The organism is Devosia sp., assembly GCF_048261455.1.
GTDB lineage: Bacteria > Pseudomonadota > Alphaproteobacteria > Rhizobiales > Devosiaceae > Devosia_A.
Window position 1 is genome coordinate 111418 of record NZ_JBLXGA010000001.1, and the last position, 24992, is coordinate 136409.

The following is a 24992-nucleotide window of genomic DNA, read 5'->3' on the forward strand; positions in this document are numbered from 1 at the left end:
GTCTTCGATCAGGCGTGGCTGAGCGCCTGTGGCCGGTTGTTGGCTTCGACCCAGTAGATGAAGGCCGATGCGCCGATGATCAGCAGGGCACCGGGCCAGAACAGGACGCCCGGCACCTGACCCAGCGCGATCCAGGCGATGAGGCCCGAGAGCGGTACCTTGATATCTCCGAAGGGCTGCAGATAGGTGGCATCGGCCACGCGATAGGCGAAGGCCAGCAGATATTGCGCGATCGCCGTAAGCAGCCCGAGCAGGCCGAGCATCCACAGGCCGTCGCCCGAGGGAAGGGCGAAGGGGAAGCCCGTCGCGAGGCCGGCCGGCATCACGGTTGGCAGCAGGGCGCCGAGGGCGTTGACGATCAGCAGGATGGCGAGGTGGTTCGGCGTCATCAGCACCAGCAGTGAAACGGTCAGGGTTTCAGGGCTTTCGGTGCGGGCCAGATACTTGGTCAGGACGTCGGTGACGGCCCAGAGCGCCGCAGCGGCGATTGGGATCAGCGTCAGCAGTCCCAGGCCCTCGGTGCCGACGCCGGAGACGATCACCGCGCCGACGAAGCCGACCATTGCCGCGCCGATGCGGGCGGGCGAGGCGCGTTCGCCGAGAAACAGCACCGAACCGAGGATGATGAACAGCGGGCCGGTCGCCAACAGGGTCACCATCTGCCAGATGGGGACACCGGCGGCATAGCCGTAAACGAAGACATGGACGCCGAGCGCCGAGGCGAAAGCGCGCCACTCATGCAGCATCGGGCGGCTGGTGCGCAGGTTCTTGAGCCCGATGCGGAAGATGAGCGGCAGGGCCAGCACCGAGGCAATGAGATATTGCCAAAAGGCCATGCCGGTGGAGCTCATGCCCACGCCGCCATACTCGACGGGGGTCGGCAGGATGGATTGCAGCGTATTGGAGCCCGCGAAGGCCAAAGACGCTGCGATCATGAAGGCAGCGCCGAAAGCGGCGGTGCGGGTGGGAGCAGAGGAAATCTGGTTCATCGTCGATCCTTTCCGTAACCAGTTTCCTCAGGGTTACGGGGATCGGCGCCGCGCAGGACCCGGCCTTCGCAGCATGCGAATAGGCACAGGCGCCGCAAAGGCGCGCATCCCGTTCTCTTTCATCCGGACTATGACCGTCGGCTTCGGAGTTACACCGAATCTGCTGACCCTTCGCCGGAAACGGCCAAGGCGCTCGCGGGCTTTGGGAGAAACCTCCCATCTACCGCCGGTGGGGAGTTTCACCCCGCCCTGAGAACATGCCGCCCTGATCAGGGCAGCGCTGTCTATTTAAGAGGGGCGGGCCGGCGGATCAATCGCCAAAATTGCATCAGCGCCGTTCGCAAATCGCGAACGCTGTGCCCTGCACGCGCTCTGGCGGATGCTGGCCCTCAGGAGTGAGTGGGTTTGGGCCGCCGCATCTGCAGCAGGGTCGCGGTGACCACGCCGAGCGCGACAACGGCGATGATGATGGTCGCGAGCGCGTTGACGTCGGGCGAGACGCCGAGGCGGACTTTCGAGAAGATCACCATGGGCAGCGTCGACGAGCCCGGTCCGGACACGAAGCTGGCGATCACCAGATCATCGAGCGACAGGGTGAAGCTCAGCAGCCAGGCCGAGATCAGGGCCGGGGCGATCATCGGCAGGGTGACGTCGAAGAATACCCTGACGGGGGTGGCGCCGAGATCCATCGCCGCTTCCTCGAGGCTCAGATCGAGATCGAACAGGCGGGACTGGACGACGACGGTCACATAGGCCGTGCAGAAGGTGGAGTGTGCGAGAATGATGGTCAGCATGCCGCGGCCATTGGGCCAGCCGAACATCGCCTGCATGGAGACAAAGAGCAGCAGCAGGCTGAGCCCGGTGATGACGTCGGGCATGACCAGTGGCGCCGACACCATGCCCTGCATCAGCGTCTTGCCGCGGAAGCGGCGGAAGCGGACCAGCGCCACAGCGGCTAGCGTGCCGAGAACGAGCGCGATCGAGGCGGAGATGAAGGCGATCTGCAGGCTCAGGACCGCTGCGTCGATCATCTTGGGGTCGGCAAACAGCTCGGAATAGGCGTCCAGCGAGAAGCCCGACCAGACCGTCACGAGCCGGTTGGCGTTGAAGGAAAAGACGACCAGCGAAATGATTGGGGCGTAGAGAAAGGCGAAGCCGAGCGCCGCGACGATGGGGACGAAGAGACCGCGGCGCATCAGCTTTTCTCCGTCACGGCGGTCTGGGCGCGCTGCATCAGAACGATCGGGATAATGACGACGACCAGCAGTGTCACGGCGAGGGCCGAGGCGCGGGGCCAGTTGGTCTTGGAGAAGAACTCGTCCCACAAGACGCGGCCGATCATCTGCGTGCCAGGGCCGCCGAGCAGCGAGGGAATGACGAATTCGCCGATCGCCGGGATGAAGACCAGCATGCCGCCGGCGATGACGCCGGGCATTGAGAGCGGCAGGGTGACCGACATGAAGGTGCGGAACGGGCGCGCGCCGAGATCGGCGGAGGCCTCGAGCAGCGCCGGATCGAGCTTCACCAGGCTGGTGTAGAGCGGCAGGACGAAGAAGGGCAGATAGGAATAGACGATACCGACATAGACCGCGAAATCGGTCTGCATCATGGTCAGCGGTTCGATGCCGACGAGGCCGAGCAGCTGATTGATGATGCCATTGCCGCGCATGAAACCGGTCAGCGCATAGACGCGCAGCAGGAAGGACGTCCAGAAGGGCAGGATCACCAGCATGAGAAGCAGGTTGCGCCATTTGTCGGGCGCCCGGGCGATCGCATAGGCCATGGGATAGCCGATCAGGATGGCGATGGCGGTCGAAATGGCGGCGATGCGGATCGAGGAGATGAAGGCGCGGAAATAGATGCCCGCCGGGTCGGTGAAAATGCGGGCGTAATTGGTGAGATTCAGCGTCAGCTGAACCGTGCCGTCCTTGGCGGTGACGAGGTCGGTATAGGGCGGCTGACCAAATTGCTTGGCGGTCAGCGATATGCCGAACACCACGGCGAGCGGGATCAGGAAAAACAGGGTCAGCCAGAAAAAGGGCGCGGCGACGACCAGCGTTCTGCCCGACAAACCCAGCGCGGCAAGGCCCCGGCGCAATAGTCGAAGGGCGGGCAACTGGTCGGGAGCGCCGCTCATGATGTCAGCACCGAGCCGGACTCGCTGCCCCAGGTAGCCCAGACATATTCGTCCCAGCGAATGGCGTCGGGGTCGCCGCGCAGCGAATTGGCCTTGGTGACGCGGATGCGCCGGCCGGAATCGAGCAGGACCTGATAAACCGAGGTGTCGCCCAGATAGGCGATGTCCTCGACATAGCCGCGCACGATATTGGCGTCGCCATCGGGGCGCTCGCGATGCAGCGAGATCTTTTCGGGGCGGATGGCGTACCACAAGGTCTGGTCGGGCGCGCAATCGACGCCATGGCCGACATGGATGTCGGCACCGAGTTCTTCGGACCGGATGCGGATATGGTCGGCTTCGTTCTCGGTGACCGTGCCCTCGAACATGTTGACCGAGCCGATGAAGCCGGCAACGAAGCGCGAATTGGGAAATTCATAGACATCGGCCGGCTCGCCGACCATGGCGATTTCGCCGTAGTTCATCACCCCGATGCGGGTGGCGAGGCTCATTGCCTCTTCCTGGTCGTGGGTGACGACGATGAAGGTGATGCCCAGCGTTTCCTGGATCTTGACCAGTTCGAACTGGGTTTCCTCGCGCAGCTTCTTGTCGAGCGCGCCGAGCGGTTCGTCGAGCAGCAGCAGCTTGGGGCGTTTGGCCAGTGAGCGAGCGAGGGCGACACGCTGGCGCTGGCCGCCGGAGAGCTGATTGGGCCGGCGCTTGCCATAGTCCTGCAGCTTGACCAGCGTCAGCAGTTCGGCGACGCGATCCCTGATCTCTGCGGAGGGCAGGCCGTCGCGCTTCAGGCCATAGGCGATATTCTGTTCCACGTTCATGTGCGGGAACAGCGCGTAGGACTGAAACATCATGTTGACCGGGCGCGCATAGGGCGGGACGCCCGTCATGTCGACGCCGTCGATCTCGATTGTCCCTTCGGTCGGCGCCTCGAAACCGGCCAGCATGCGCAGCAGGGTCGATTTTCCCGAACCGGAGCCACCGAGCAGGCAGAAGAGTTCGGAATGGTAGATGTCGAGCGAGACTTCGTCGACGGCGATCACGTCACCGAACTGTTTGGTCACGTTGCGGATTCGCACGAAGGGCTTGGCGTTCGGATCGCGCCAGGGCCTGGTATCCGCGGCGGTGGGTGCCGTCTTGGTCAATCTGTCCCCCGAAAAAGTCGGGGAGCGGGACGGATCCCACTCCCCAGGTCAGCTTACTGGCCGGCGCGGACGCGCTGCCAGGCCTCGGTCATGATCTCATCGTAGTCCGGGGTGTGGGCCTTGAGCGTGAACAGCTTGGCCGAGACTTCCGGGGTCGGGTAGATCGAAGGATCGTTCTTGACCTCGTCGTCAATCATGTCGAGCGCCGCCTCGTTGCCCGAGGCGTAGTAGACATAATTGGTGTTGGCGGCCGCCACGTCGGCGCGCAGCATGTAGTCGATGAATGCGTGCGCGTTCTCGGGATGCGGGGCATCGGCGGGAATGGCGAACAGGTCGAACCACTTCACCGCGCCTTCCTCGGGAATGACATAGGCGATCTCGACGCCGGCATCTGCTTCGGCGGCAGAGGCCTGGGCGATGAAAACGTCACCTGAATATCCGACCGCCAGGCAGATTTCGCCATTGGCGAGGTCGTCGATGTACTGCGAGGAGTTGAAGTAGCGGATGTAGGGGCGCACCGACATCACCAGCTCTTCGGCCTTGGCGAGATCTTCGGGGCTTTCCGAGTTCGGGTCGAGACCGAGATAGTTCAGCGCGGCCGCGAAGATTTCCGACGGAGCGTCGAGCACCGATATGCCGCAGTCGGCGAGCTTGGCGGCGGTTTCGGGATCGAAGAGCAGGTCCCAGCTGTCCAGCGCTGCGTCTTCGCCAAGCGCCTCGGTCAGCATGCCGACATTGTAGCCGATGCCGGTGGTGCCCCACATGTAGTCGACCGAATAGGTGTTGTCGGGGTCATGCTCGGCGGTCGCGGCCATGACGTCCGGGTCCATGTTGCCCAGATTGGTCAGCTTGGACTTGTCGAGCGGCTGGAACAGACCGGCGGCGGCCTGGCGCTCGAGGAAGAAGCCCGAGGGGACGACAACGTCGTAGCCGGAATTGCCGGCCAGCAGCTTGGCTTCGACCAGCTCGTTGGAATCGAAGACGTCGTAGTTCACCTTGATGCCGGTTTCGGCTTCAAAGTTCGGGATCGTATCCTCGGCGATATAATCGGACCAGTTATAGACATTGACCACTTTTTCCTGCGCGAGCGCGGGGGTGGCGACGAGCAGGGCGCCGAGTGCGACCAGCAACGTGTTTTTCATCGAGATACTCCTTGGACGAGGGGGCGGCCGCGCAATGCGGCACGTGCAAAGACCGCCACGCGGACAAACCGGGTGGCGGGCGTTTGGTCACGGCCGAATGACAAAGGTGTGTCATGCCGGCCGGTGAATGTGGGGTAGCGGGACTGGGCCGGGTGCGATTGTGCACCGGCAGGATGATCATCAAGGGGCCGTGCGGCCACGAAGTCACCGGACACGCGCAGGATCGGCGCGAGCCTCGGGGAAACACAAGACGTGTTCAGCGAAGTAACCCTTCCCGCGCGAGAGAGCCGTTGGGTGGCACGCTAGTGGCAAATCCCCCATGGAGCAAGGGGATGGCGGTAAATCATCGCGGACGGTTCTGTCCATGATGACGCATCTGGCGCCGTGCCATGCCAGTGGCACAGGCCAACAGTTGAAATCATCGCTTTTCGGGTGCACACCGGGCGCCGTATCAACCTGCCTGGAGTGCCCGCCTCGTGAGCCTCACCGACCATATTGCCATCTCCCCCGACGTGCAGACCGCCCTCGATGCCGGCAAGCCGGTCGTGGCGCTCGAATCGACCATCATCACGCATGGCATGCCCTATCCGCAAAATCTCGAGATGGCGCGGCAGGTGGAGCAGGTGATCGTCGACAATGGCGCGGTGCCGGCGACGATTGCGATGATGGACGGGGTGTTCAAGGTCGGGCTGACGGACGCCGATCTCGAAACGCTGGCCAAGACCGGTCAGGCGGCGGCGAAGGCGTCGCGGCGCGATGTCGCAGCTCTGCTCGCCGGCAAGGTGACGGCGGGGACGACGGTGGCGACGACGATGATGGCGGCCGACGCGGCAGGCATCCGGCTGTTCGCAACCGGTGGCATCGGCGGGGTCCACCGCGGGGCGGAAACGAGCTTCGACATTTCCGCGGACCTCGACGAACTCGGCAAGACCCAGGTCGCGGTGGTGTGCGCCGGGGCGAAATCGATCCTCGATATTCCGAAGACCTTGGAGGTGCTGGAAACCAAGGGCGTGCCGGTGCTGGGCTTTGGTACGGATGCCTTTCCGGCGTTCTGGACCCGCGACAGTGGTGGCGGTGTCGACCAGCGGGTCGATGACGGCGCGGCTGCGGCGGCGATCATCGGGCTGCAGTTCGAGCTTGGTCTGGGTGGCGTACTGGTGGCGAACCCGATCCCCGAAGCCGATGCGCTCGATGCCGCCGAGATCACGGCGCGGATCGAGGAAGCCGTCGCGGATGCCGAGGCGCAGGGTGTGACGCGCAAGGCGCTGACGCCGTTCCTGCTCAAGCGCATCTTCGAGTTGACCGAAGGCAGGAGCCTCACGGCCAATATCGCGCTGGTGAAGAACAATGCCAAGGTGGCGGCACAGATTGCCGTGGCGCTGGCGGCGCGCGGCTGATGCGCAATGCCCCCGGCCGGGTTCTGGTCATTGGCGATGTGATGACCGATGTCATCGTGCAGCCCGAGGGGCCGCTGGTGCGGGGCTCGGACCGGCGCGCGGCGATTGCGTCGCATCCCGGCGGATCCGGCGCGAACCAGGCGATGTGGCTGGCGGACAAGCAGGTGCCGGTGGGCTTCGTGGCGCGCGTCGGTGCAGCGGATGTGACGGCGCTGGCGGCGCATTTTGCGGCGCGCGGGGTGACCCCGCTGTTTGCGGCGGACCGTGACGCCGGGTCAGGCGTGCTGGTCACTATTGTCGACCCCGATGGCGAGCGGAGTTTTCTCACCGATCGCGGCGCGAATGCGCGGCTGAGTGACGCCGATCTGCCCGAGACGCTGCTGGACGGGACCCGGGTGGTGATGGTTTCGGGTTACGCGCTGTTCGAGCCCGGACCACGGGCCGCGGTGCAGCAGCTGGCGCAGGCGGCCATGCGCCGGGCCATCCCGGTGATGGTCGATGCGGCCTCGACGGGGTTTCTGAACGAGGTCGGTCCCGAGCGGTTTCTGGCCTGGACGGACGGGTTTCACACGCTGTTCGCCAATGTCGAGGAAGCCGAAGCGCTGTCGGGGACGGCGGCGCTGAACACCCAGGTCACCCGGCTCGGTGCGTCCTATCGGCGGGTCATCATCAAGCGCGGCGCCTATGGTGCAGCGCTTGGTGGACGCGACGGGGTGCGCTGCAGCCTGCCGGCGCCGATGGCTACGGTGGTCGACACGACCGGCGCGGGCGATGCATTCGCCGCAGGGTTTCTGGCGGCCGAACTCGGCGGGATGATCGAGGATGTCACGCTCGGCCATGGCATCGCGGCGGGATCGGCCGCGATCGGTTTCGTGGGCGGACAGCCGCGACGATAGGTTCTTTCGTCAGCTTTCTTGGCGCAGGAAGGTGGCGGGGCGCCGCGAGAGGGCGCTCCAGGTGGTCGCCATGCCGACCACGATTGCCAGAGCGATGGTCGCCAGCACCACCCAGACGACCAGCATCAGATCGAGCCGGAAGTCGATTTCGAGCAGGAAGGTGACGAAGGCCCAGGTGCCGGCGATGCCGATGAGCGCCGCGAGGACGGCCGAGAGCGCGCCGAGTAGCCCATACTCGACGAGATAGGCCCACAGCACATTGCCGCGGGTGGCGCCGAGCACTTTCATCACCACGGCATCGGCTTCGCGCTGGCGGCGGCCGGCCGCCATGGCGCCGGCGAGCACCAGGACGCCACTGACAACGGCGAGGCCGCCAATGACCTCGATGGCGCCGGTGACGCCGTTGAGGATGACGGCGAAGGTTTCGATGGCGTCGGAGATGGGGACGAAGATCAGTTCGGGGAAATCGGCGATGATGCGTTTTTGCACCCCGGTCTCGGCGCCGGGCACGGTTTTCATCAGGCCCAGATAGCTGATCGGGAAATCGGCGAGGGCGTTGGGCGACAGCAGGAAGGCGAAGTTCACGCCGCCGTCGCGCCAGGCATAATCGCGGAAGCTGCCGACGGTGGCGGTGACGGTGTCGCCGAAAATGCGGAACTCGAGTTTGTCGCCGAGTTCGAGGCCGAGCGGGGCGCGGAGGCGGTTGAAGACCGAGACCAGCGGCGTGCCGTCATAGTTTTCCGGCCACCACTCGCCTTCGGTGATGGTGGTCTTTTCGGGGATGTCCTCGGCGATGGTGAGCGGAATCTCGCCGCTGAGGAGGCCCGAGAATTCCGAGGGGACGTCGGCTTCGCGTTCGGCCAGCGGGGTGCCGTTGATGGTGGCGAGCGTGCCGGTGATCATCGGGGTGGCGCTGAAGCTCTCGATCTCGGGATCGGCGGCGGTGTAATCCGTCAGCATCGTCACTTCGTCGTCGAACAGGTCCATGTAGACGAAGCTCGGCGCGTCGGGGATGGACTCGCTGTCGAGCTGGGTGCGCAGATTGCCGTCGATCAGGGCGATGAGCAGGAGCAGCGCCAGACCAAGGCCAAGCGAGAGGATAACGACGGGGGCGGGTGCGCCGGGGCGGTAGATGGCCTTGAGCGCATTCCGCGGGAAGGCATGGGGCAGCGGCGGGATGAGGCGCAAGAGGCGCTGCAGCAGCCAGGCAGCGGCGCGCAACAGCGCAATGGCGACCACCGAGCCGATGGCGACCCAGACGACGACGATCGGGCGGCCGGTCGAGAGGACGGCGAGGCCGAAGACCATGGCGAGTGCGATGCCGAGCGGCAGCCAGAGGCCGGGCTTCAGATAGTCGCGCCAGCCGAGGCCGCCTTCGACCGCCGAGCCGGCGGAGCGAAAAAGCAGCGCCGGCTGCAGGGTCTGGGCGCGGCGGAGCGGCAGATAGCCGAAGACGAAGCCGGTCAGGAGGCCGAAGCCGGCCGCGGTGAGCAGCGCCGGCAGATCGACGACCGGGGCGAGGGTGATGCCGAGCAGCCCGCCGAGGATCGGCAGGGCGATGATGGTGACGACGGCGCCGAGGATCAGGCCGAGGATGATGCCGACGAGGGTGAGCAGCATCACCTGCAGCAGGAAGTGCCCCATGATGCGGCCGCCGGTGGCGCCAAGTGCCTTGAAGGTGGCGATGGAGCGCTGGCGCTCGGTGACATAGGCGGCGATGGCGTTCGAGACGCCGACGCCGCCGACGAGCAGCGTCGAAAGCCCGACGATGGTCAAGAAGCGCGAGAAGATATCGAAAAAGCGCGCCAGATCGGCGGTCGCATCTTTCGGCGCGCTGATTTCCCAGCCGGCGGTCGAGAACCTGTCGGTGATGGCGCCGGAGGCGGTGTCGAAGTCGGTGCCGTCGAGCAACGTGCGATAGCGGTAGCGGGCGAGAACGCCGGGTTCGAGAATGCCGGTTGCCGTCAGCGCCTCGGTGGAGATGACGACCGGCAGGCCGAGCGACAGACCGCCGCCGATCTGGTCGGGCAGATGGGTGATGGTGCCGGTGAGGGTGAAGCTGGCACTGCCCAGCTCCAGCGTGTCGCCGATGGCGATGCCGAGGCGATCGAGCAGCAGCGGATCGGCGACGAGGCCGAAGCTGTCGCCGGTTTTTGCCGTCAGCTGCGGGATGGGCGTCTCGCCTTCAGAGGTCTCGGCTGTGCCGAGCAGCGGATAGGTGTCGTCGACGGCCTTGATGGAGACGAAAGCGGTGTTGGGGCCGGCATTGGCGCGGCCCATGACTTCGATGACCTCGCCGGTGGGGCCGAAGCCCTCGAACAGCGCGCGTTCCTCAGGCGTCGCGGAACGGTAGGACAGCCGTGCTTCGATATCGCCACCAAGCACGGTGCTGGCATCGCGCAGGAGCGCCGATTGCAGCGCAGCGCCGGTCGAGCCGACGATGGTTATGGTGCCGACGCCGAGCGCCAGACAGGCGAGCAGCACTGCGAAGCGTTTGACGCCGCCCCGCATGTCGCGAAACGCAAGGCGCAGCCAACCGGCAATGACGTTCATGCGAGGGCGCTTTCGGTCAGGCGGCCTTCGTTCATTCTCAGCGTGCGATCGGCTTCGGCGGCCAGCGCCGGATCGTGGGTGATCAGCAGGATGGCCGTACCGCGCTTGCGGGCCAGCGAGAACATCAGCTCGATGACGCGGGCGCCGGTCTCCTGATCGAGATTGCCGGTCGGTTCGTCCGCGAGCAGCAGGCGCGGCTCGGCCACCATGGCGCGGGCGAGGCCGACGCGCTGCTGCTCGCCGCCCGAAAGCGCATTGGGCAGGTGATCGAGGCGGGTGCCGAGGCCGACATCGGCCAGCGCCGCGGCGGCCTTGTCGCGCAGGGTCTGCCAGCGGGCGCCGGGATCGGCGATCTCAAGCGTCAGGGTGACGTTTTCGAGCGCCGTGAGCGAGGGAATGAGATGGAAATTCTGGAACAGGATGCCGAGGTTGTTGCGCCGGAAGATGGCGAGGCGATCCTCATCGAGGCCGGAGATAGTTTCGCCGGCGATGGTGATGGTGCCGGAGGTGGGCCGTTCCAGACCGCCCAAAAGCATTAGCAGCGAGGTCTTGCCGCTGCCGGACGGTCCGACAATGGCGGCGACTTCGCTGGCGCCGAGGGTGAGATCGACGTCCTTGAGGATGTGCAGCGCGCTGGTGCCGCTTTGCAGCTTGAGGTTGACGCCATGGGCATCGACGATTGGAGCGGCCACGGGTTCACCCTGAGCTGTTGATCCTTCCGCACATAGGGGTTTGACGGGGCAGATCAATGGGGTGCGACGTTGCCGCACCCCGATGTGATCAGAGGCCGAGCTTGTCTTTCAGCGCGTACCACCACGAGCCGAGCGTGGAATAGGGGGCGCGGAAGACGCGGCCACCGGGGAAGGGAATCCACGGCAGGGCGGCGAAGGTGTCGAAGCGGGTCATGTCGCCATGGATCGCTTCGGACAGAATGCGGCCGAACAGGTGCGAGCCGGTGACGCCGTGGCCGGAATAGCCGTGGGCGAAATAGACCGATTGGCCGAGCCGGCCCATCTGCGGGACGCGGGAGAAGCTGAGGGCGAAATTGCCGCTCCAGGCGTAATCGATCTTCACGTCCGCGAGGTGGGGGAAGACCTTGACCAGGTTGGGCCGGATCTTGGCGACGACATCGGCGGGATCTGTGCCGCCGTAGACGACGCCACCGCCGAAGATCAGCCGGTGATCGGCCGAGACGCGGAAGTAATCGAGGATGTAGCGCACGTCCTCGACGCACATGCCGGTGGGCAGCAGCGCATTGGCGCGCTCCTCGCCCAGCGGCTGTGTGGCGATCATCTGGGTCGAGACCGGCATGACGCGGGCGGTGAGTTCGGGGACGACATTGCCCAGATAGGCGTTGCCGCAGACGATGGCGGTATCGGCGATGACGCGGCCATTGGCGGTGGTGACGGTGGCCTTGCCATTGGCCTGGGTGACGCCGGTGACCGGGGAGTGCTCGTAGATCACGCCGCCGAGGCTTTCGAGCGCCCTGGCTTCGCCGAGAGTGAGATTGAGCGGGTGCATGTGGCCGCCCGAATGATCGATCATGCCGCCGGCGTAGACGGTCGAGCCGATGTGCTGGCGAATCTGAGTGGCATCGAGCAGCTCGTGGTCGTCCATGCCGTAGCGCCGCCAGAGGGCCTGCTTGTCGCGCAGCTCGCCCATCTGCTTTTCGGTATAGGCGGCATAGATGTTGCCGGTCTTGAGATCGCAGTCGATGTCGTAGCGGCTGACGAAATCCCGGATGATCCCGGCGCCTTCCTGGATCAGCCCGCCGACAAAGCTGGCGGTCTGATCGCCATAGCGGCGCTTGATGGTGTCGAGGCTGGCGTTCAGGCCGTTGACGACCTGGCCGCCATTGCGACCCGAGGCGCCCCAGCCAACCGCCGCGCCTTCGACCAGAACGACCTTGTAGCCCTTTTCGGCGAGATGTAGCGCCGAGGAGAGGCCGGAATAGCCGGCGCCGACAACGACGATATCGGCAGTGACTTCACCCTCCAGCCGCACCGGGGTGCGTTCGATGTTGCGCGAGGCGGCGTAGTAGGACGGCGGATAGGCACCGTCGCCGGCATAGGACTGCGCGGACATCAAACGATCTCCAGATAGGCGGAAAACTCGAGGTCTGTGACCTGCGTCGCGAAGCCGGCGATTTCCTGACGCTTGCAGGCGACGAACATGGATTGCAGCATCGGATTGAAGATGCGCGGGATCATGGCGCCGTCCTCGAAGGCGTTGACCGCCGAGGCCCAGTCGGCTGGCATTTTCGGCAGGCGCTCGGAATAGGCGCGGCCAGTGGAGGGTTTTGGCGGCTTGATTTCGTCCTCGATGCCGACCAGAGCGGCGCCGAGAATGCCGGCCAGAACGAGATAGGGGTTGGCATCGGCCCCGGAGACGCGATGCTCGATGCGGCGGGCCTTGTTGGAGCCACCCGGAATGCGGACCGCGGTGGTGCGGTTCTCATAGCCCCAGGAAATGGCGGCCGGCGCGTGGGTATCGGGCCGCAGGCGGCGGTAGGAATTGAAGTGCGGCGCAAACAGCAGCGTGGTTTCCGCCATGCCGTTGAGCAGGCCGCCCACTGCATGGTGCATGATGTCGGAGCCGGACTCGGTGCTGTCGTCGAAGACATTGTTGCCGGCCGCATCATTGACTGAGAAATGCGCGTGGAAGCCGTTGCCCGAGCGCGTGCCGTAGGGCTTGGCCATGAAGGTGGCGACCAGGCGATGCTTGCGGGCGACGCCCTTGACGATACGCTTGAACAGCACCGCGTCGTCGGCGGCCTTCAGCGCATCGGTGTGCAGCAGGTTGATCTCGAACTGGCCGATGCCGTTCTCGGCGATGGCGGTGTCGGCTGGAACGTTCTGCTGTTCGCACTGCTGATAGACGTCGCGGAAGAACTCGCCGAAATCCTCGAGCTCGTCGAGCGACAGGATGGCATCGGAATCGAGGCGCTTGCCGGTATAGGGCGAGATCGGCGGGACGGCGGAATCAGCGTCGGGGTCGACGAGGTAGAATTCGAGCTCCGTGGCGACGACCGGATGCAGGCCGTGTTCGGCATAGCGGCGGACGACGTGGGCGAGGGCCTGCCGGGGATCGGCGAGAAAGGGGGTGCGTGCATCCTCGAACAGCCACAGCGGAATCATGGCGCTGGGGCGGGCGGTCCAGTTGATCGGCAGGGCGCCGCGGCCGGTGGGGGCGCAGATGCCGTCGGCGTCACCGCCGGCAAAGACCATGGGGTTGCCGAGGATATCCTCGCCCCACACGTCCACGCCAACGATGGACAGTGGCATGCGGATGGCGTTTTCGGCGATGCGCCGCGCCTGATCGATGGGAAGGCGCTTGCCGCGCATGATGCCGTTCAGATCGCAAACGGCGGTGTGCAGGACTTCAACCTGCGGGTGACTGTCGAGCCAGGCGACAATGTCGGTGGTATCATTGGGGTCGGCGGGCATGCTGGTCCTGGCGAATTGTGAAAGCTGAACGCAACCCTAGCAGGTGCTTGCCGCTTGTGGGAGATTGCAGCTTGCGAAGCGACCGCGGAGCCAACGGCGACAAATGCTTACACATGAACCTCCCGTAATCGGCGTGATCGCCTGCACGCGCGCCGTGGAAGGCGAGCCGGCGCAGGCGGTCAAGCATCGCTATCTCGAAGCGGTGGCACGTCATGCGCATGCCGTTCCGGTGATCGTGCCGACGAATCAGCCGGTGGAAAATGCGGCGGCGATCGTGGCGCGGCTCGACGCGGTGCTGCTGACGGGCAGCAATTCGAACATCGCGCCGGGGCGGTACGGTTCACTCGAGGCGCAGAGCGGCATTCATGATCCGGGCCGGGACGATCTGAGTACGGCGCTTATCCATGCGGCGATTGCCGCGGGCAAGCCGCTATTCGGGGTCTGCCGGGGGCTGCAGGAAATCAACGTGGCGCTGGGCGGGACACTGGTCGACATGCGCGCGCGGGCCAATGGCGGCGGCCATCATGCGCCGGACGATGCCGATATCCCGGCGATGTTCGCGCATGCGCATGACATTGAGGTGGGTGCCGGCACGATGCTGCATCGGGTGACGGGGGCCGTTCAGCTCAGGGTCAACAGTGTGCACTACCAGGCCATCGACCGGTTGGCCGAGGGGCTGGTCAGCAATGCGACCAGCCCCGACGGCATTATCGAGGCGGTCTGGGCGCAGGATACATCGGCGCCGGTGTTCGCGGTGCAATGGCACCCGGAATGGCGGCCGGAGGAGCGGGCGCACGACGTGGCGTTCTGGAATTATCTGGGTGAGGCGGCGCGTAGCGAATATATGCCTGCACCCGCAGTGGAGACGGCGTGATGGAAGACTTCGATACCAGCCTGTTCATCGACGGGGATTTCGTTGCCGGCGAAGGGGCGCCGGAGGCGACGTATGAACCGGCGATCGGCCAGCAACTGGCAGACGTCGCGTCGGCGAGTGCCGGGCAGGTCGATGCGGCGGTACAGGCCGCACACAAGGCCTATCGCGGCTGGTCGCAGCAGGCGCCGCGCGAGCGCTCCAATGCATTGTTGAAGATCGCGACGCTGATCGAGGATCGCGCCGAGACGCTGGGCGCGGTGGAATCGCGCAATGCCGGCAAGCCGCTGCGCTATGTGGTGGGTGCCGAGCTGGTGAATGTGGCGGATGTGTTCCGCTTCTTCGGCACGGCGGCGCGCAACATGCCGGCGACGGCGGCGGGCAATTTCCGCTCCCGGGCCCGGACCAGCATGATGCGGCGTGACCCGATCGGGGTGATCGCGCAGATCGCGCCGTGGAATTATCCGCTGCTGATGGCGGCGTGGAAGATCGCGCCGGCGATTGCGGCGGGCAATGCGGTGGTGATCAAGCCCTCGGAAAACACGCCGCTGAGCCTGATCGCGCTGGCGCAGATCTTTGCCGAGGTGCTGCCGCCGGGCGTGGTCAATGTGATCACCGGCAATGGGCCGGATGTCGGCAAGACGCTGATTTCGCACGATCTGGTGCGGATGATATCGCTGACTGGCGATGTGCGGACGGGCCGTGCCGTGCTGCAGGCGGCGGCGGGGAACATGATCAAGCGCACGCATCTCGAATTGGGCGGCAAGGCCCCGGTGATCGTCAATGCCGATGCCGATCTCGATGCACTGGTCGAAACGCTGCGCGAGGCGAGCTTTTACAATGCGGGGCAGGATTGCACCGCGGCATGCCGGATCCTGGCGCATCGCGATGTGGTCGAGACGCTGACCGGCCGGCTGGAACAGATGGTCGGATCGCTGGTCTATGGTGCGCCGGAGCGCGACGATGTCGAATTCGGCCCGGTGATCAGTGCGCGTCAGCAGGAGCGGGTCGAGGGCTTCGTTGAACGCGCCGGCGCTGCCGGGGCGGATGTGATGCGCGGCGCGGCAGCCGAGGGTGAGGGCTACTATGTGCGGCCGACGCTGGTCGCGGCGCCGATAGAGGCGGAGATCGTGCAAAAGGAAGTGTTCGGGCCGGTGGTCAGCATCACGCCGGTCGACGATATGCAGCAGGCGGTCGAGTGGGCCAATGATTCTGAATACGGGCTCGGCTCGTCGGTGTGGAGCCGCGACACGGAAACGGCGATGGGCGTTGCCAATGCGCTCGAATATGGCGTCACCTGGATCAATACGCATGGGGTGATGTCGACCGAGATGCCGCATGGCGGGATGAAGAACTCGGGCTATGGCTCGGACCTCTCCATGCAGTCGCTGCTCGACTACACGCAGGTGCGGCACGTGATGATCAGCTAGCCGCGCAGTTCAATCACACATAATCGGCGATGGGCGGTGGCCGGAGGTTCCGGACGCGGCGCGTGTCGCCAGCAAGAAGACCACGAAAAGGGAGACGATAGATGGGGGAGCAGGTGCGTTGGGGCATTCTGGCGACCGGCGGGATTGCCGCGAATTTCACGGGTGATCTGCTGAAGCACGGGCATGCCGTCGGGGCGGTCGGATCGCGGCGGCTTGAGAGTGCCCAGGCCTTTGCCGAAAAGCACGGGATCGGCCGGGCCCATGGCAGCTATGAGGAGTTGTGCGCGGACCCAGAGATCGATGCGATCTATGTGGCGACGCCGCATCCGATGCATGCCAAAAACGCCAAACTGGCGCTGTCCAATGGCAAGCATGTGCTGGTGGAAAAATCCTTCACGGTGAATGCCGCCGAGGCGCAGGCGATTGCGGATCTGGCCGCCGAGCGCGGGCTGGTGGCGATGGAGGCGATGTGGACGCGTTACCTGCCGCATATGGTGCGAATCCGCGAAATCCTCGCCGAAGGGCTGCTGGGCGAAGTGCGGTCCGTAGTGGCCGAGCATCTGCAGGACCTGCCGGACGATCCGGCGCACCGGCTCAATGATCTGAAGCTCGGCGGCGGCGCGCTGCTCGACCTCGGGATCTATCCGATCTCGTTCACCTTCGACGTGCTCGGTGCGCCGAAGACCATCGCGGCCGCGGCGCGGATGCACGAGGACACCGGCGCGGACCGGACGCTGGCGACGCTGTTCACCTATGAGAGCGGCGCGATCTCCCAGACGATTTCGGCCAGCGACACGGCGGGCCGGAACATCGCGGCGATCCACGGTACGGACGGGCGTATCGAGATCGACAAGACCTGGTATGCGCCGACGACGTTCCGCCGCTATCTCGGCAAGGACGAGCTGGTCGAGACCTATGAGTCCAAGGTGAGCGGCCGGGGCATGCAGTATCAGGCGGCCGAACTGGAGCGGCTGGTGGCGGCTGGCGAGATTGCCAATGACATCCTGCCGCCGGCGCAAAGTGTCGCCATCATGCAGTGTCTCGACACCATCCGGGACCAGATCGGTCTCAGCTATCCGGGCGAGCACTGAGCTTTATCGGCGGGGCGGCATCTGATAGGTGCCGCCCTTTGCAGTTTGCACCTTCAAGGAGGGTTGGGCGCCCGTGACGTACGAGCAGATCTTCCTTTTCAGCCTGCTGGGGCTGGTGTTCGCGTTCCTCGTTTGGGGGCGCATCCGTTATGACCTCGTGGCCTTTGCGGCGCTGATCATCGCTACGATTGGCGGCGTGGTGCCGGTCGATGAGGCCTTCATCGGGTTCGGGCACGAGGCGGTGATCATTATCGCGCTGGTGCTGATCATCTCGCGCGCCATGGTGAATGCCGGCGCGGTGGAGCTGGTGGCGCGGCTGGTGATCTCGGCGGGGCGGCCGCTCTCCACCCATATCGGCATCATGTCGCTGGTCGGGGCGGCGCTGTCGGCAATCATCAACAATGTCGCGGCGCTGGTGATGCTGATGACGCTCGATATCGAGGCGGCGAAGAAGGCCAAGCGCTCGGTGTCGCGGTCGCTGATGCCGCTGAGCTTTGCGACGATCCTGGGCGGAATGATCACGCTGATCGGTACGCCGCCCAATATCGTGATCTCGCAGTTCCGCGAGCGGGCGCTGGGCGCGCCATTTTCGATGTTCGATTTCACCCCGGTCGGGCTGGTCTGTGCGGTGATCGGCATCGGCTTTGTGACGCTGATCGGCTGGCGGCTGATCCCCGAGGGCGCGCAGGCGCCGGTGACGGCGGACGAGGCCGAGAGCGTCTTCGTTGCCGAGGCGGTGGTGGGCGAGAAATCGAAGAGCATCGGCAAGATCACGCGCGAGCTGTTCCCGGTGGCGGAGGAGCACGACATCACCATTCTGGGGCTGGCGCGCAATGGCCGCCGGCTGCCGGGGTTCTCGGCCTATGAGGAAATCGCCCACAAGGACGTGATCCTGCTCGAGGGCGACCCGAAATCGATCGAGGCCTTCATCGGCGCGGCCGATCTCAACACCTCGGACAGCGAGGATACGGGCGATCTGCGCGGCAAGTCGCTGACGCTGGTCGAGGCGATCGTGCCGGAAAACGCCCGGATGGTGGGGCGGACGGCCGAAGGGCTGGGGCTGCTCTATCGGCGCGGTGTGGCGCTGCTCGGCGTATCGCGGCAGGGCAAGCGGTTCCGCGAGCGCGTGCGCAAGCTCACCATCATGCCGGGCGATCTGGTGCTGCTGCTGGGGCCGGAGAACCGGGTGAACGACACGGCGGAGTGGCTGGGCGTGCTGCCGCTGGCCGAAAAGAGCCACAACGTGATCCAGCGCTCGAAGGCGCTGTTCGCCATCGGCGCTTTCGCGGTGGGCGTGGGCGCGGCGGTGGCCGGTCTGGTGCCGCTGGTGATCGGGCTGGCGGGAGTGGTTGTCGCCTATGCGCTGGCACGGATCGTGCGGGCGCGCGAGGTCTATGAGGCGGTGGAGTGGCCGGTGATCGTGCTGCTGGCCTCGCTCATCCCGCTGGGGCTGGCGCTCGAAAGTTCGGGCGGCACCGAGCTGATCGCACAGGGAATCCTGTCGCTGACCGGCGCGCTGCCGGCCTGGGTGATCCTGACGCTGCTGATGATGGTGACGATGACGCTGTCGGACTTTTTGAACAATGTCGCGACCGCGCTGATCGCGGCGCCGGTGGGGCTCTCCATCGCGCAGTCGCTGGAGGTGTCGCCGGACCCGTTTCTGATGGCGGTGGCAGTGGCGGCCTCCTGTGCGTTCCTGACGCCGATCGGGCACAAGAACAACACGATTATCATGGGCCCCGGCGGCTATCGCTTTGGCGACTACTGGCGCATGGGCCTGCCGCTCGAGCTGCTGATCATCGCCGTGGCGGTGCCGTCGATCCTGCTGTTCTGGCCGCTGTAGAGGCGGCCAGTCGACGACCCGCGTTTGCGGGCGAGGGCTATAGCAGGCGCTGGTTGGCGTTGCCCTGGGTTCCCGCCTGCGCGGGAATGACCCGGAGCGTGGGCCTTGCCCGCGTCATAGCAGCAGCATGGCTGACGACTACTGACGCCGGTGGGCGTCAGTAGTCGAGTTCGTAGAAGATCCCGAGTTCGGTCTCGCCGTCGGTGCCCGTCGAGGCGCGGGCCTTGATGTCGTCGGTGAGATCGAGATTGACGGTGACGCGGGAGTCGCCATCGGCGCCGGCCTGAACGCCCAGATAGACATTGTCCTGGACATAGGCGCCGGCCTGCACGGCGAGATTGCCGTCCTCGCCCGCGACGATATCGAGGTCGGCGAGGCCGGCCTTGTCGCGCAGGGAATCGACCAGCGAGGTGCTGGAGCCGCCCGCCAGTTCGGCGGCGGCGCCGGCGAGCTTGGCGAGCTGCAGGGGCGTCAGTTCGCCCATCGAGCGGTCGAAGATCAGGCGCGACAGCACTTCATCCTCGGGCAGCGTGGGGTTGGACGAAAAGCTGATCTCGAGATCGGAGACGCGGCCGGTGACATCGACAAAGACGGTGATGCCGTCGCCCTGGGTGCGGGCGCGGAAATCGAGGAACGGGTCGAGATCGCCGACGAGGGTGACGAGACCTTCCTCGAAGGTGATGCGCTGGCCGAGGATCGCCATGCGGCCGCGGGTGAGGGTGAAGCCACCCACCGGGCGGATGTCGTTGACTGACCCCGTCAGCTTGACCTGGCCACCGACTTCGGCGTCGAGGCCGCGGCCCCGGACGAAGATCTGGTTGGGGGCCGAGACATTGACGTTGAGCTGAACCACCGACGGCCGGCCGCTGGCATTCCTGAGGCGGCCCTGTTCGTCGACCCGGGCCCGGGCGAGGGTTGCCGCGGCGCCTGCGGGGGTGTTGCGATGCTGGGTGTCGATCAGTGCGGCGGCGCCACCGAAACTTTCGGGAATGGTGATGTCGGCCTTGTCGATCCGCAGATTGCCCGAGAGCAGCGGATTGTTGGCGATGGCGCCCGACAGCTGCAGATTGCCCGAGGCGGTGGCGACGAACATGTTGCCGTCGGCGTAGCGGGCGTTGTTCAGCCGGATCGACAGGTCGGCGACATTGCCCCCCGTGAGACCGACCGAGCCGCCGATGGAAACCGAGCCGCCGGTCGACAAATTTGCGGCGAGCTGATCGATGACCAGACGGTCGCCGTTGAGGCTGGCAGTGCCGCCGATGCCGACGAGGCGCAGGTTGAGCTCGGGATCGACATAGCCGGCGCCGCCGGTGGAGACGGTGCCGGTAAAACGCGGATCGGCGAGCGAGCCGGTGACCCGGGCGCGCAGGTTGGCGGTGCCCGAGAACTGGCCGCCACGATCGGCGACGAAGCGGTTGGCGAAGGCGAGCGGTGCGGAGCCCGAGATGTCGATGGCGAGACCGCCGCCGTCGAGCGGCACCTGGCCGCTGCCGGTGACCTGAAGCCCGCCACGGCCATTGGCGGTGAGGCTGTCGAGGGTAATCATGCGACCGGTGAGGCGGCCGCGCGCCGTGGCCTGCAGCGGCGACAGGCCGGCATTGAGCAGTGTGGCGTCGCTCTGGGTCGAGGCATTGACGGTGAAGCTGGTGGTGCCGCCGGACTGGTTCGCCTCGGCATCAAGCTGATCGATGGTGAAGCCGCCGGCGATGAGGGTGCGGGCGGTGACATTGCCGGTGATCGCCGGGGTGCCGAACAGGTCGGTCAGCGTGGCGCGGATGTCGGCTGTGCCGACCCGCACGTCGTTTGCCCGAAGGTTCTGGATGTTGCCGGTGACCGCGGCGGCCTGCGTGCCATTGCTGGCGCTCAGGGTGATGCGCGCATCGGCGCTGCCCGAGGCGGTGATGGCGGCGAGCGCTGCGGCGGTCGAGACATCGGAGGAAACGAGCGCCAGTTCGCCGGTGATGAGACCGTCGGTGTTCTGCACCAGATCGCCGGTGAGTCGGGTGGCGCCGGCGGTGAAGGCGAGGCCGCTGAGCCGGTTGCCGGTGTCCGAGGTGGCGAGGTCGCCGGTCAGCGTCACTGGGGTATTGCCCAGATCGGCATTGCCATTGAGCTTGCCGGTCAGGGTGCCGGCTTCAGCCAGAGTGCCGTCAAAGCCGAAGCGCGCGTCGCGCAATTGCTTGCCGGCGAGCTGGCCTTCGGGGACGCGGCCCGTGAGGTTGAGGGCGATGTCGCCCTTGCCTTTGGCGGAACCGGTGATCTCGAGCCGGCCATTGGCGTTGTCGGAGATCAGCGAAAGGCTCGACAGGTTCATGCCGAAATCGAAGTCGGCGGCACCGGTGGCGAAACTGCCGTCGGCGGTGATGGCGACCTTGTCGTTGCCGATGCGGAAGTCGCTGGCGGTCAGGCCCTGGGTGTCGCGGGCGACGCGGCCGGAGAGCGCGACCTGGCCGGCGAGGACGCGATCGAGCACCGGTTCGGAGAGCTTGAGATTGGTCGCGGTGCCATCGAGGGCGAGGTTGAAGCCCCCGACCAGCGGGCTGAGCGTGCCGGTTGCGGTGAGCGACATGGCGCCGCCAAGCTGGCGGTCGGCCAGGCCGGAGAACGGCGCGATCGAGCTCGTCTCGATGGTGATGTCGCCATCGAAGATATTGTCGTCGATAGTGCCGGCGGCGGCGAGCGTCAGGGCCCGGCCAACGAGGCGTAGCTGCGCCAGCTGGATCGGTTCGCCGGCGTTCCACAGGCCGGCAACGCCGAAGCCGGCGCTGTCGCCGAGGGCCTTGGTGATGGCCGGATCGGCACTCGAAATGCCGGCAATGGTGCCATCGGCATTGAAGGTGAGGCGGCGGTTGGCGGGGTCTTCGATATTGGCGGCGACGCCCGAAGCGGTGACGGTGATGTCGCGGGCGGCCAGATCGCCATTGGTGAAGCCACTGGCAGTAATGTCGGCGGTCCAGCGGCCCTGGTCATTGCTGCCGAAGTCGACGGCGATGTCGGCGCTTTCGATGCTGGTCTTGCCACCGGGGACCGGGAGCACGACGACGGCATTGCCGGTCTGGTCGGCGATGGTGCCGGTCAGCCTGAGGCGGTCGAGGAAGCCATCGGAGGTGGTGCGCAGCTGGCCATCGAGGTTGAGCTGGCCACCACCGAGGGTGAATTTCGAGACCTCGACGCCGCCGCTGTCGCGGACGACGGCCGATGCGGAGAGGCTGGAGTTCTGGCCGAAAAAGGCACGGAAATCGGGGGCGACGAGCATGCCGATCGGGCCGCCGAGATCGGCGTTGACCGCAAGGCCCTCATCGGTGCCGGTGAAAGTTGCAACGCCCTCGAGCGCGCGATTGCCGCCGGCGTCGAGCGCCAGGGTGGTGCGCAGATCCTCGACGGGGCCCTTGCCGGTGACGCTGAGGGCGATCTCCGGCCTGCCTTCGATGCTGAGCAGGTTGGCGACGATGCCATCCGGCGGCTCGGTGAGGGTCACCGCGACGTCGATGCTCGACTCCTCGTTCACATAGGCGACCCTGGCGTCGAGCTTGCCGCCCGGGCCGTCGAGGCGGGTGATGTCGAGGGTCGAATTGAGCGAGCCGTTCTCGAGCTTCAGATTGCCGGCCACGGAGATTTCCGAGCCGAGGCCGAAGACGGCATCGCCGAAGGTCACCTTCGGCACGGCCAGCTTGTCGAGCTGGATGGCGACCGGGAATTCCGGGACCTCGAAAGGCTGGGCCTCGGGCGCCGGCAGGTCGGGATCGGTGCTGGGGATCGCGTTGCGGATGAACTCGATGCTGTCGGCGGTGAGTTCCCTGACCAGCAGCCGGCCGGTGAAGAGCGCGCCCTGGTCCCAGTCGATGGCCGCATTGTTGATGCGCAGCCAGACGCCTTCGCTGTCGGAGATCGTCACTTCACGGATCGAGGCGGTGTCGGAGAGCACGCCATCGATATTGGAAATGCGGATCTGACGTTCGGGCGTCGAGAGCTGGCCTTCGACGAACTGGACGAACCAGTCCTTCTGCTCTTCGGGCGACATCTGGTCCTGCGCGACCAGCGGGACGGCGAGGCCGAGACCAGCCCCGACGACGACGAGTGCGAAAATTTTGCGCATCAGAAGGCCTGCCCTATGCCGACGTAGAGGGCGTAATCGGGGTCGCCCGCCTGCTTGTTGAGTGGGAAGGCCAGATCGGCGCGCAGCGGGCCGAGGCTGGTGTAATAGCGCAGGCCGATACCGGCACCGATGCGCAGCTGGTCGAAGCCGGGGAAGGTGTCGGCAGCGACATAGCCGCCATCGACGAAGCCGACGACGCCGATCTCGTCGGTCGCCTTGTAGCGGGCCTCGAGCGAGCCTTCGAGCAGGTAGCGGCCGCCGGAGACGGTGCCGCCATTGTCGACGCCGATGCTGCGATAGGCATAGCCGCGGACCGAGCCGCCGCCGCCGGCAAAGAACAGCCGGTCGGGGGGCAGATTGTCGATGTCGGCACCGACCACGGCACCGATCTTGGCGCGGGCGGCGAGCACGAGACTGTCATCGGCCAGGGGGGACCAGTAGGTGCGGGCTTCGGCGGTGGCGCGGAAGGCGAGGTAGTTGTTGTAGAACTCGTAGAAGGGCTCGGCGGTACCGGCCAGATAGAAGCCCTCGGTGGCGTCCTGCTCGTTGTCGCGGGCATCCCACACGGCGCCGGCCGTGAGGCCGGCAATCGAGAAGTTGCGCGTGCCATAGTCGTCCTCGAACAACGAGCGTTCGTAATAGGCGCCGCCATCGAGGGTCACGTCGTCGGTGAGATATTGCGTCAGGCCGAGCTGGGCGATGGCCGAGGTTTCGGTATAGGCGGGCAGCACCGTGCGTTCGGCGGAAATTGCGGCAACGAGGTCGTTGTCGGGATTGAGGAAGCCCGGCTTGGTGAAGGTGGCACCGAAAGCGTAGTCGAACTCGGCGCTGTCGATCGGCCAGTTGATGCCGGCGACCTTGGCGTCGAGACGCAGCCGCTCGGCGCGGCCGAACAGATTGCGCCACAGGTGGAAGGCTTCGACGCCGATGCCGTCGACGCTGGAATAGCTGGCGCCGGCACCGAAGCGGCGCTGGGCCTGTTCCTCGACGATGACATTGATGGGCAGCACGCCATTGCTGCCGATGCCGCTTTCGGCGGCTTCGATGCGCATGGCGCGGAAGACATCGAGCCGGGCGAGGCGCTTTTCGGCGCGCTCGATCTCGTCGGGGTCATATTCCTCGCCGGCGATCAGGCCGGTCTGGCGGGCGACGAAGTCGGGGTCCATGCGGTTGGCGCCGCGCACACCGACCGGGCCGAAGACGGCGCGGCGACCGGGTTCGACGATGATCGCCACATCGACGGTTTTCGTTGCGTGATCGGCGACGACCTGGCGGTCGGCCACTTTGGCTTCGGCATAGCCGAGCTGCTCCCAGGCCTGGATGGCGAGGGTTTCGGTTCTGACGATCAGGCTGGAGCGGGCGACGTCGCCGACGGCAAAGCCGATCGATTCGGGCGCCTCGACCTGGTCGTCGGTGCTGACGTCCTCGGGGGCGCGGTTGACGATGCCGATGCGGCCGAAGCGGAAGAGCGGGCCGGGGTCGACATCGAGGGTGACGGCAACTGGATCGGGCAGGCGGGCATCGGGGCGCAGGCTGGCGGCTTCCCTGCCACCGACCTTGATGGAGATGACGGGCCCGTAATAGCCCTCGTCATAGAGCGCACCGAGGATGCGCTTGTAATCGCCACGGGCGCGCGCCAAGAGGCCGGCTGCGCCATTGGCGGGCCTGTCCTGCTCGGCCAGCAGGGTGGAGGCGTCGCGGATAGCCGATTCGAGGTCGCCGGTGGCGGTGGTCGTCAGTTCAGCCGAATAGGCCTGAGGATCGGCAATGACCGAGTCCTCATCGATTTCGCTCTGATCTTCAAAAAATTTAAAGCCGAGGATGTCGAACGCCTGGGCGCTGCCAATCATCGACGTCAGGGCCAGCGTTGCCAGCCCGATCTTAAACACACGCAATACCAGTGTCCCGTTCCCGCTCGTTAGGCGCCACGCTGCCGGGGGCGACGCTCGATCCGGGGCCCCG

General features: G+C 66.0%; 17 protein-coding genes and 1 riboswitch. Of the genes, 6 read left to right on the forward strand and 11 right to left on the reverse strand.

Annotation, left to right across the window (positions count from 1 at the left end; translation table 11 throughout):
• Window positions 1-8: 8 nt before the first annotated feature.
• The 5 genes from ACN0TK_RS00565 to ACN0TK_RS00585 all read right to left on the reverse strand — a co-directional run bounded on the left by ACN0TK_RS00565 (window position 9) and on the right by ACN0TK_RS00585 (window position 5407).
• The gene (locus ACN0TK_RS00565) at window positions 9-989 is read right to left on the reverse strand and encodes a DMT family transporter (RefSeq protein ID WP_417307481.1); all 981 of its coding nucleotides are present in this window, start codon (window positions 987-989) and stop codon (window positions 9-11) included.
• Between the two features lie 107 nt (window positions 990-1096).
• Window positions 1097-1250: riboswitch (FMN riboswitch) on the reverse strand.
• Window positions 1251-1378: 128 nt separating this feature from the next.
• The gene (locus tag ACN0TK_RS00570) at window positions 1379-2185 is read right to left on the reverse strand and encodes an ABC transporter permease subunit (RefSeq protein ID WP_417307482.1); all 807 of its coding nucleotides are present in this window, start codon (window positions 2183-2185) and stop codon (window positions 1379-1381) included.
• Window positions 2185-3126 (reverse strand): ABC transporter permease subunit, encoded by a 942-nt coding sequence (locus ACN0TK_RS00575; protein ID WP_417307483.1) that lies wholly within the window; start codon window positions 3124-3126, stop codon window positions 2185-2187. Before ACN0TK_RS00575 ends, ACN0TK_RS00570 begins: the two co-directional genes overlap by 1 nt.
• The gene (locus ACN0TK_RS00580; RefSeq protein ID WP_417307484.1) at window positions 3123-4265 is read right to left on the reverse strand and encodes an ABC transporter ATP-binding protein; all 1143 of its coding nucleotides are present in this window, start codon (window positions 4263-4265) and stop codon (window positions 3123-3125) included. The genes ACN0TK_RS00575 and ACN0TK_RS00580 overlap by 4 nt, the downstream gene beginning before the upstream one ends.
• A 53-nt stretch (window positions 4266-4318) precedes the next feature.
• Window positions 4319-5407, reverse strand: coding sequence for a polyamine ABC transporter substrate-binding protein (locus ACN0TK_RS00585; protein WP_417307485.1), 1089 nt, complete (start codon window positions 5405-5407; stop codon window positions 4319-4321).
• 476 nt (window positions 5408-5883) lie between these two features.
• Between ACN0TK_RS00585 and ACN0TK_RS00590 the strand changes: the two genes are divergently transcribed.
• Window positions 5884-6804, forward strand: a complete 921-nt coding sequence (locus tag ACN0TK_RS00590) for a pseudouridine-5'-phosphate glycosidase (protein ID WP_417307486.1) — start codon at window positions 5884-5886, stop codon at window positions 6802-6804.
• Window positions 6804-7700, forward strand: coding sequence for a carbohydrate kinase family protein (locus tag ACN0TK_RS00595; RefSeq protein ID WP_417307487.1), 897 nt, complete (start codon window positions 6804-6806; stop codon window positions 7698-7700). Before ACN0TK_RS00590 ends, ACN0TK_RS00595 begins: the two co-directional genes overlap by 1 nt.
• Window positions 7701-7709: 9 nt before the next feature.
• Here ACN0TK_RS00595 and ACN0TK_RS00600 read toward each other — a convergent pair whose 3' ends face one another.
• From ACN0TK_RS00600 to ACN0TK_RS00615, 4 genes are all read right to left on the reverse strand, one after another.
• On the reverse strand, window positions 7710-10253 hold the full coding sequence (locus ACN0TK_RS00600) for an ABC transporter permease (RefSeq protein ID WP_417307488.1): 2544 nt from the start codon (window positions 10251-10253) through the stop codon (window positions 7710-7712).
• Window positions 10250-10945 carry an ABC transporter ATP-binding protein gene (locus ACN0TK_RS00605; RefSeq protein WP_417307489.1) on the reverse strand — a complete coding sequence of 232 codons (696 nt, stop codon included), beginning with the start codon at window positions 10943-10945 and terminating at the stop codon, window positions 10250-10252. The genes ACN0TK_RS00600 and ACN0TK_RS00605 overlap by 4 nt, the downstream gene beginning before the upstream one ends.
• Before the next feature lie 88 nt (window positions 10946-11033).
• Window positions 11034-12338, reverse strand: coding sequence for an NAD(P)/FAD-dependent oxidoreductase (locus ACN0TK_RS00610; protein ID WP_417307490.1), 1305 nt, complete (start codon window positions 12336-12338; stop codon window positions 11034-11036).
• Entirely contained in the window at window positions 12338-13699 is a 1362-nt protein-coding gene (locus ACN0TK_RS00615; protein ID WP_417307491.1) for a glutamine synthetase family protein, read from the reverse strand. The genes ACN0TK_RS00610 and ACN0TK_RS00615 overlap by 1 nt, the downstream gene beginning before the upstream one ends.
• 64 nt (window positions 13700-13763) lie before the next feature.
• Here ACN0TK_RS00615 and ACN0TK_RS00620 point away from each other — a divergent pair, with 64 nt between their 5' ends.
• The 4 genes from ACN0TK_RS00620 to ACN0TK_RS00635 all read left to right on the forward strand — a co-directional run bounded on the left by ACN0TK_RS00620 (window position 13764) and on the right by ACN0TK_RS00635 (window position 18934).
• Window positions 13764-14573 carry a gamma-glutamyl-gamma-aminobutyrate hydrolase family protein gene (locus tag ACN0TK_RS00620; RefSeq protein ID WP_417307492.1) on the forward strand — a complete coding sequence of 270 codons (810 nt, stop codon included), beginning with the start codon at window positions 13764-13766 and terminating at the stop codon, window positions 14571-14573.
• Window positions 14573-16000 (forward strand): aminobutyraldehyde dehydrogenase, encoded by a 1428-nt coding sequence (locus ACN0TK_RS00625; RefSeq protein WP_417307493.1) that lies wholly within the window; start codon window positions 14573-14575, stop codon window positions 15998-16000. The genes ACN0TK_RS00620 and ACN0TK_RS00625 overlap by 1 nt, the downstream gene beginning before the upstream one ends.
• A 101-nt stretch (window positions 16001-16101) precedes the next feature.
• Window positions 16102-17091, forward strand: coding sequence for a Gfo/Idh/MocA family protein (locus tag ACN0TK_RS00630; protein WP_417307494.1), 990 nt, complete (start codon window positions 16102-16104; stop codon window positions 17089-17091).
• 73 nt (window positions 17092-17164) lie between these two features.
• On the forward strand, window positions 17165-18934 hold the full coding sequence (locus tag ACN0TK_RS00635; RefSeq protein ID WP_417307495.1) for an SLC13 family permease: 1770 nt from the start codon (window positions 17165-17167) through the stop codon (window positions 18932-18934).
• Between the two features lie 157 nt (window positions 18935-19091).
• Here ACN0TK_RS00635 and ACN0TK_RS00640 read toward each other — a convergent pair whose 3' ends face one another.
• Both ACN0TK_RS00640 and ACN0TK_RS00645 read right to left on the reverse strand, forming a co-directional pair.
• Window positions 19092-23030, reverse strand: coding sequence for a translocation/assembly module TamB domain-containing protein (locus ACN0TK_RS00640; RefSeq protein ID WP_417307496.1), 3939 nt, complete (start codon window positions 23028-23030; stop codon window positions 19092-19094).
• A complete protein-coding gene (locus ACN0TK_RS00645; RefSeq protein WP_417307761.1) occupies window positions 23030-24919 on the reverse strand; it encodes an autotransporter assembly complex protein TamA in 1890 nt (629 codons plus the stop codon). Before ACN0TK_RS00645 ends, ACN0TK_RS00640 begins: the two co-directional genes overlap by 1 nt.
• Window positions 24920-24992: the final 73 nt, after the last annotated feature.

Bases quoted from the DNA above. Each gene is read 5' to 3' on its own strand.
- ACN0TK_RS00565 (WP_417307481.1), bottom strand. From the start codon at position 989: ATGAACCAGATTTCCTCTGCTCCCACCCGCACCGCCGCTTTCGGCGCT.
- ACN0TK_RS00570 (WP_417307482.1), bottom strand. From the start codon at position 2,185: ATGCGCCGCGGTCTCTTCGTCCCCATCGTCGCGGCGCTCGGCTTCGCC.
- ACN0TK_RS00575 (WP_417307483.1), bottom strand. From the start codon at position 3,126: ATGAGCGGCGCTCCCGACCAGTTGCCCGCCCTTCGACTATTGCGCCGG.
- ACN0TK_RS00585 (WP_417307485.1), bottom strand. From the start codon at position 5,407: ATGAAAAACACGTTGCTGGTCGCACTCGGCGCCCTGCTCGTCGCCACC.
- ACN0TK_RS00595 (WP_417307487.1), top strand. From the start codon at position 6,804: ATGCGCAATGCCCCCGGCCGGGTTCTGGTCATTGGCGATGTGATGACC.
- ACN0TK_RS00600 (WP_417307488.1), bottom strand. From the start codon at position 10,253: ATGAACGTCATTGCCGGTTGGCTGCGCCTTGCGTTTCGCGACATGCGG.
- ACN0TK_RS00610 (WP_417307490.1), bottom strand. From the start codon at position 12,338: ATGTCCGCGCAGTCCTATGCCGGCGACGGTGCCTATCCGCCGTCCTAC.
- ACN0TK_RS00615 (WP_417307491.1), bottom strand. From the start codon at position 13,699: ATGCCCGCCGACCCCAATGATACCACCGACATTGTCGCCTGGCTCGAC.
- ACN0TK_RS00625 (WP_417307493.1), top strand. From the start codon at position 14,573: ATGGAAGACTTCGATACCAGCCTGTTCATCGACGGGGATTTCGTTGCC.
- ACN0TK_RS00630 (WP_417307494.1), top strand. From the start codon at position 16,102: ATGGGGGAGCAGGTGCGTTGGGGCATTCTGGCGACCGGCGGGATTGCC.
- ACN0TK_RS00640 (WP_417307496.1), bottom strand. From the start codon at position 23,030: ATGCGCAAAATTTTCGCACTCGTCGTCGTCGGGGCTGGTCTCGGCCTC.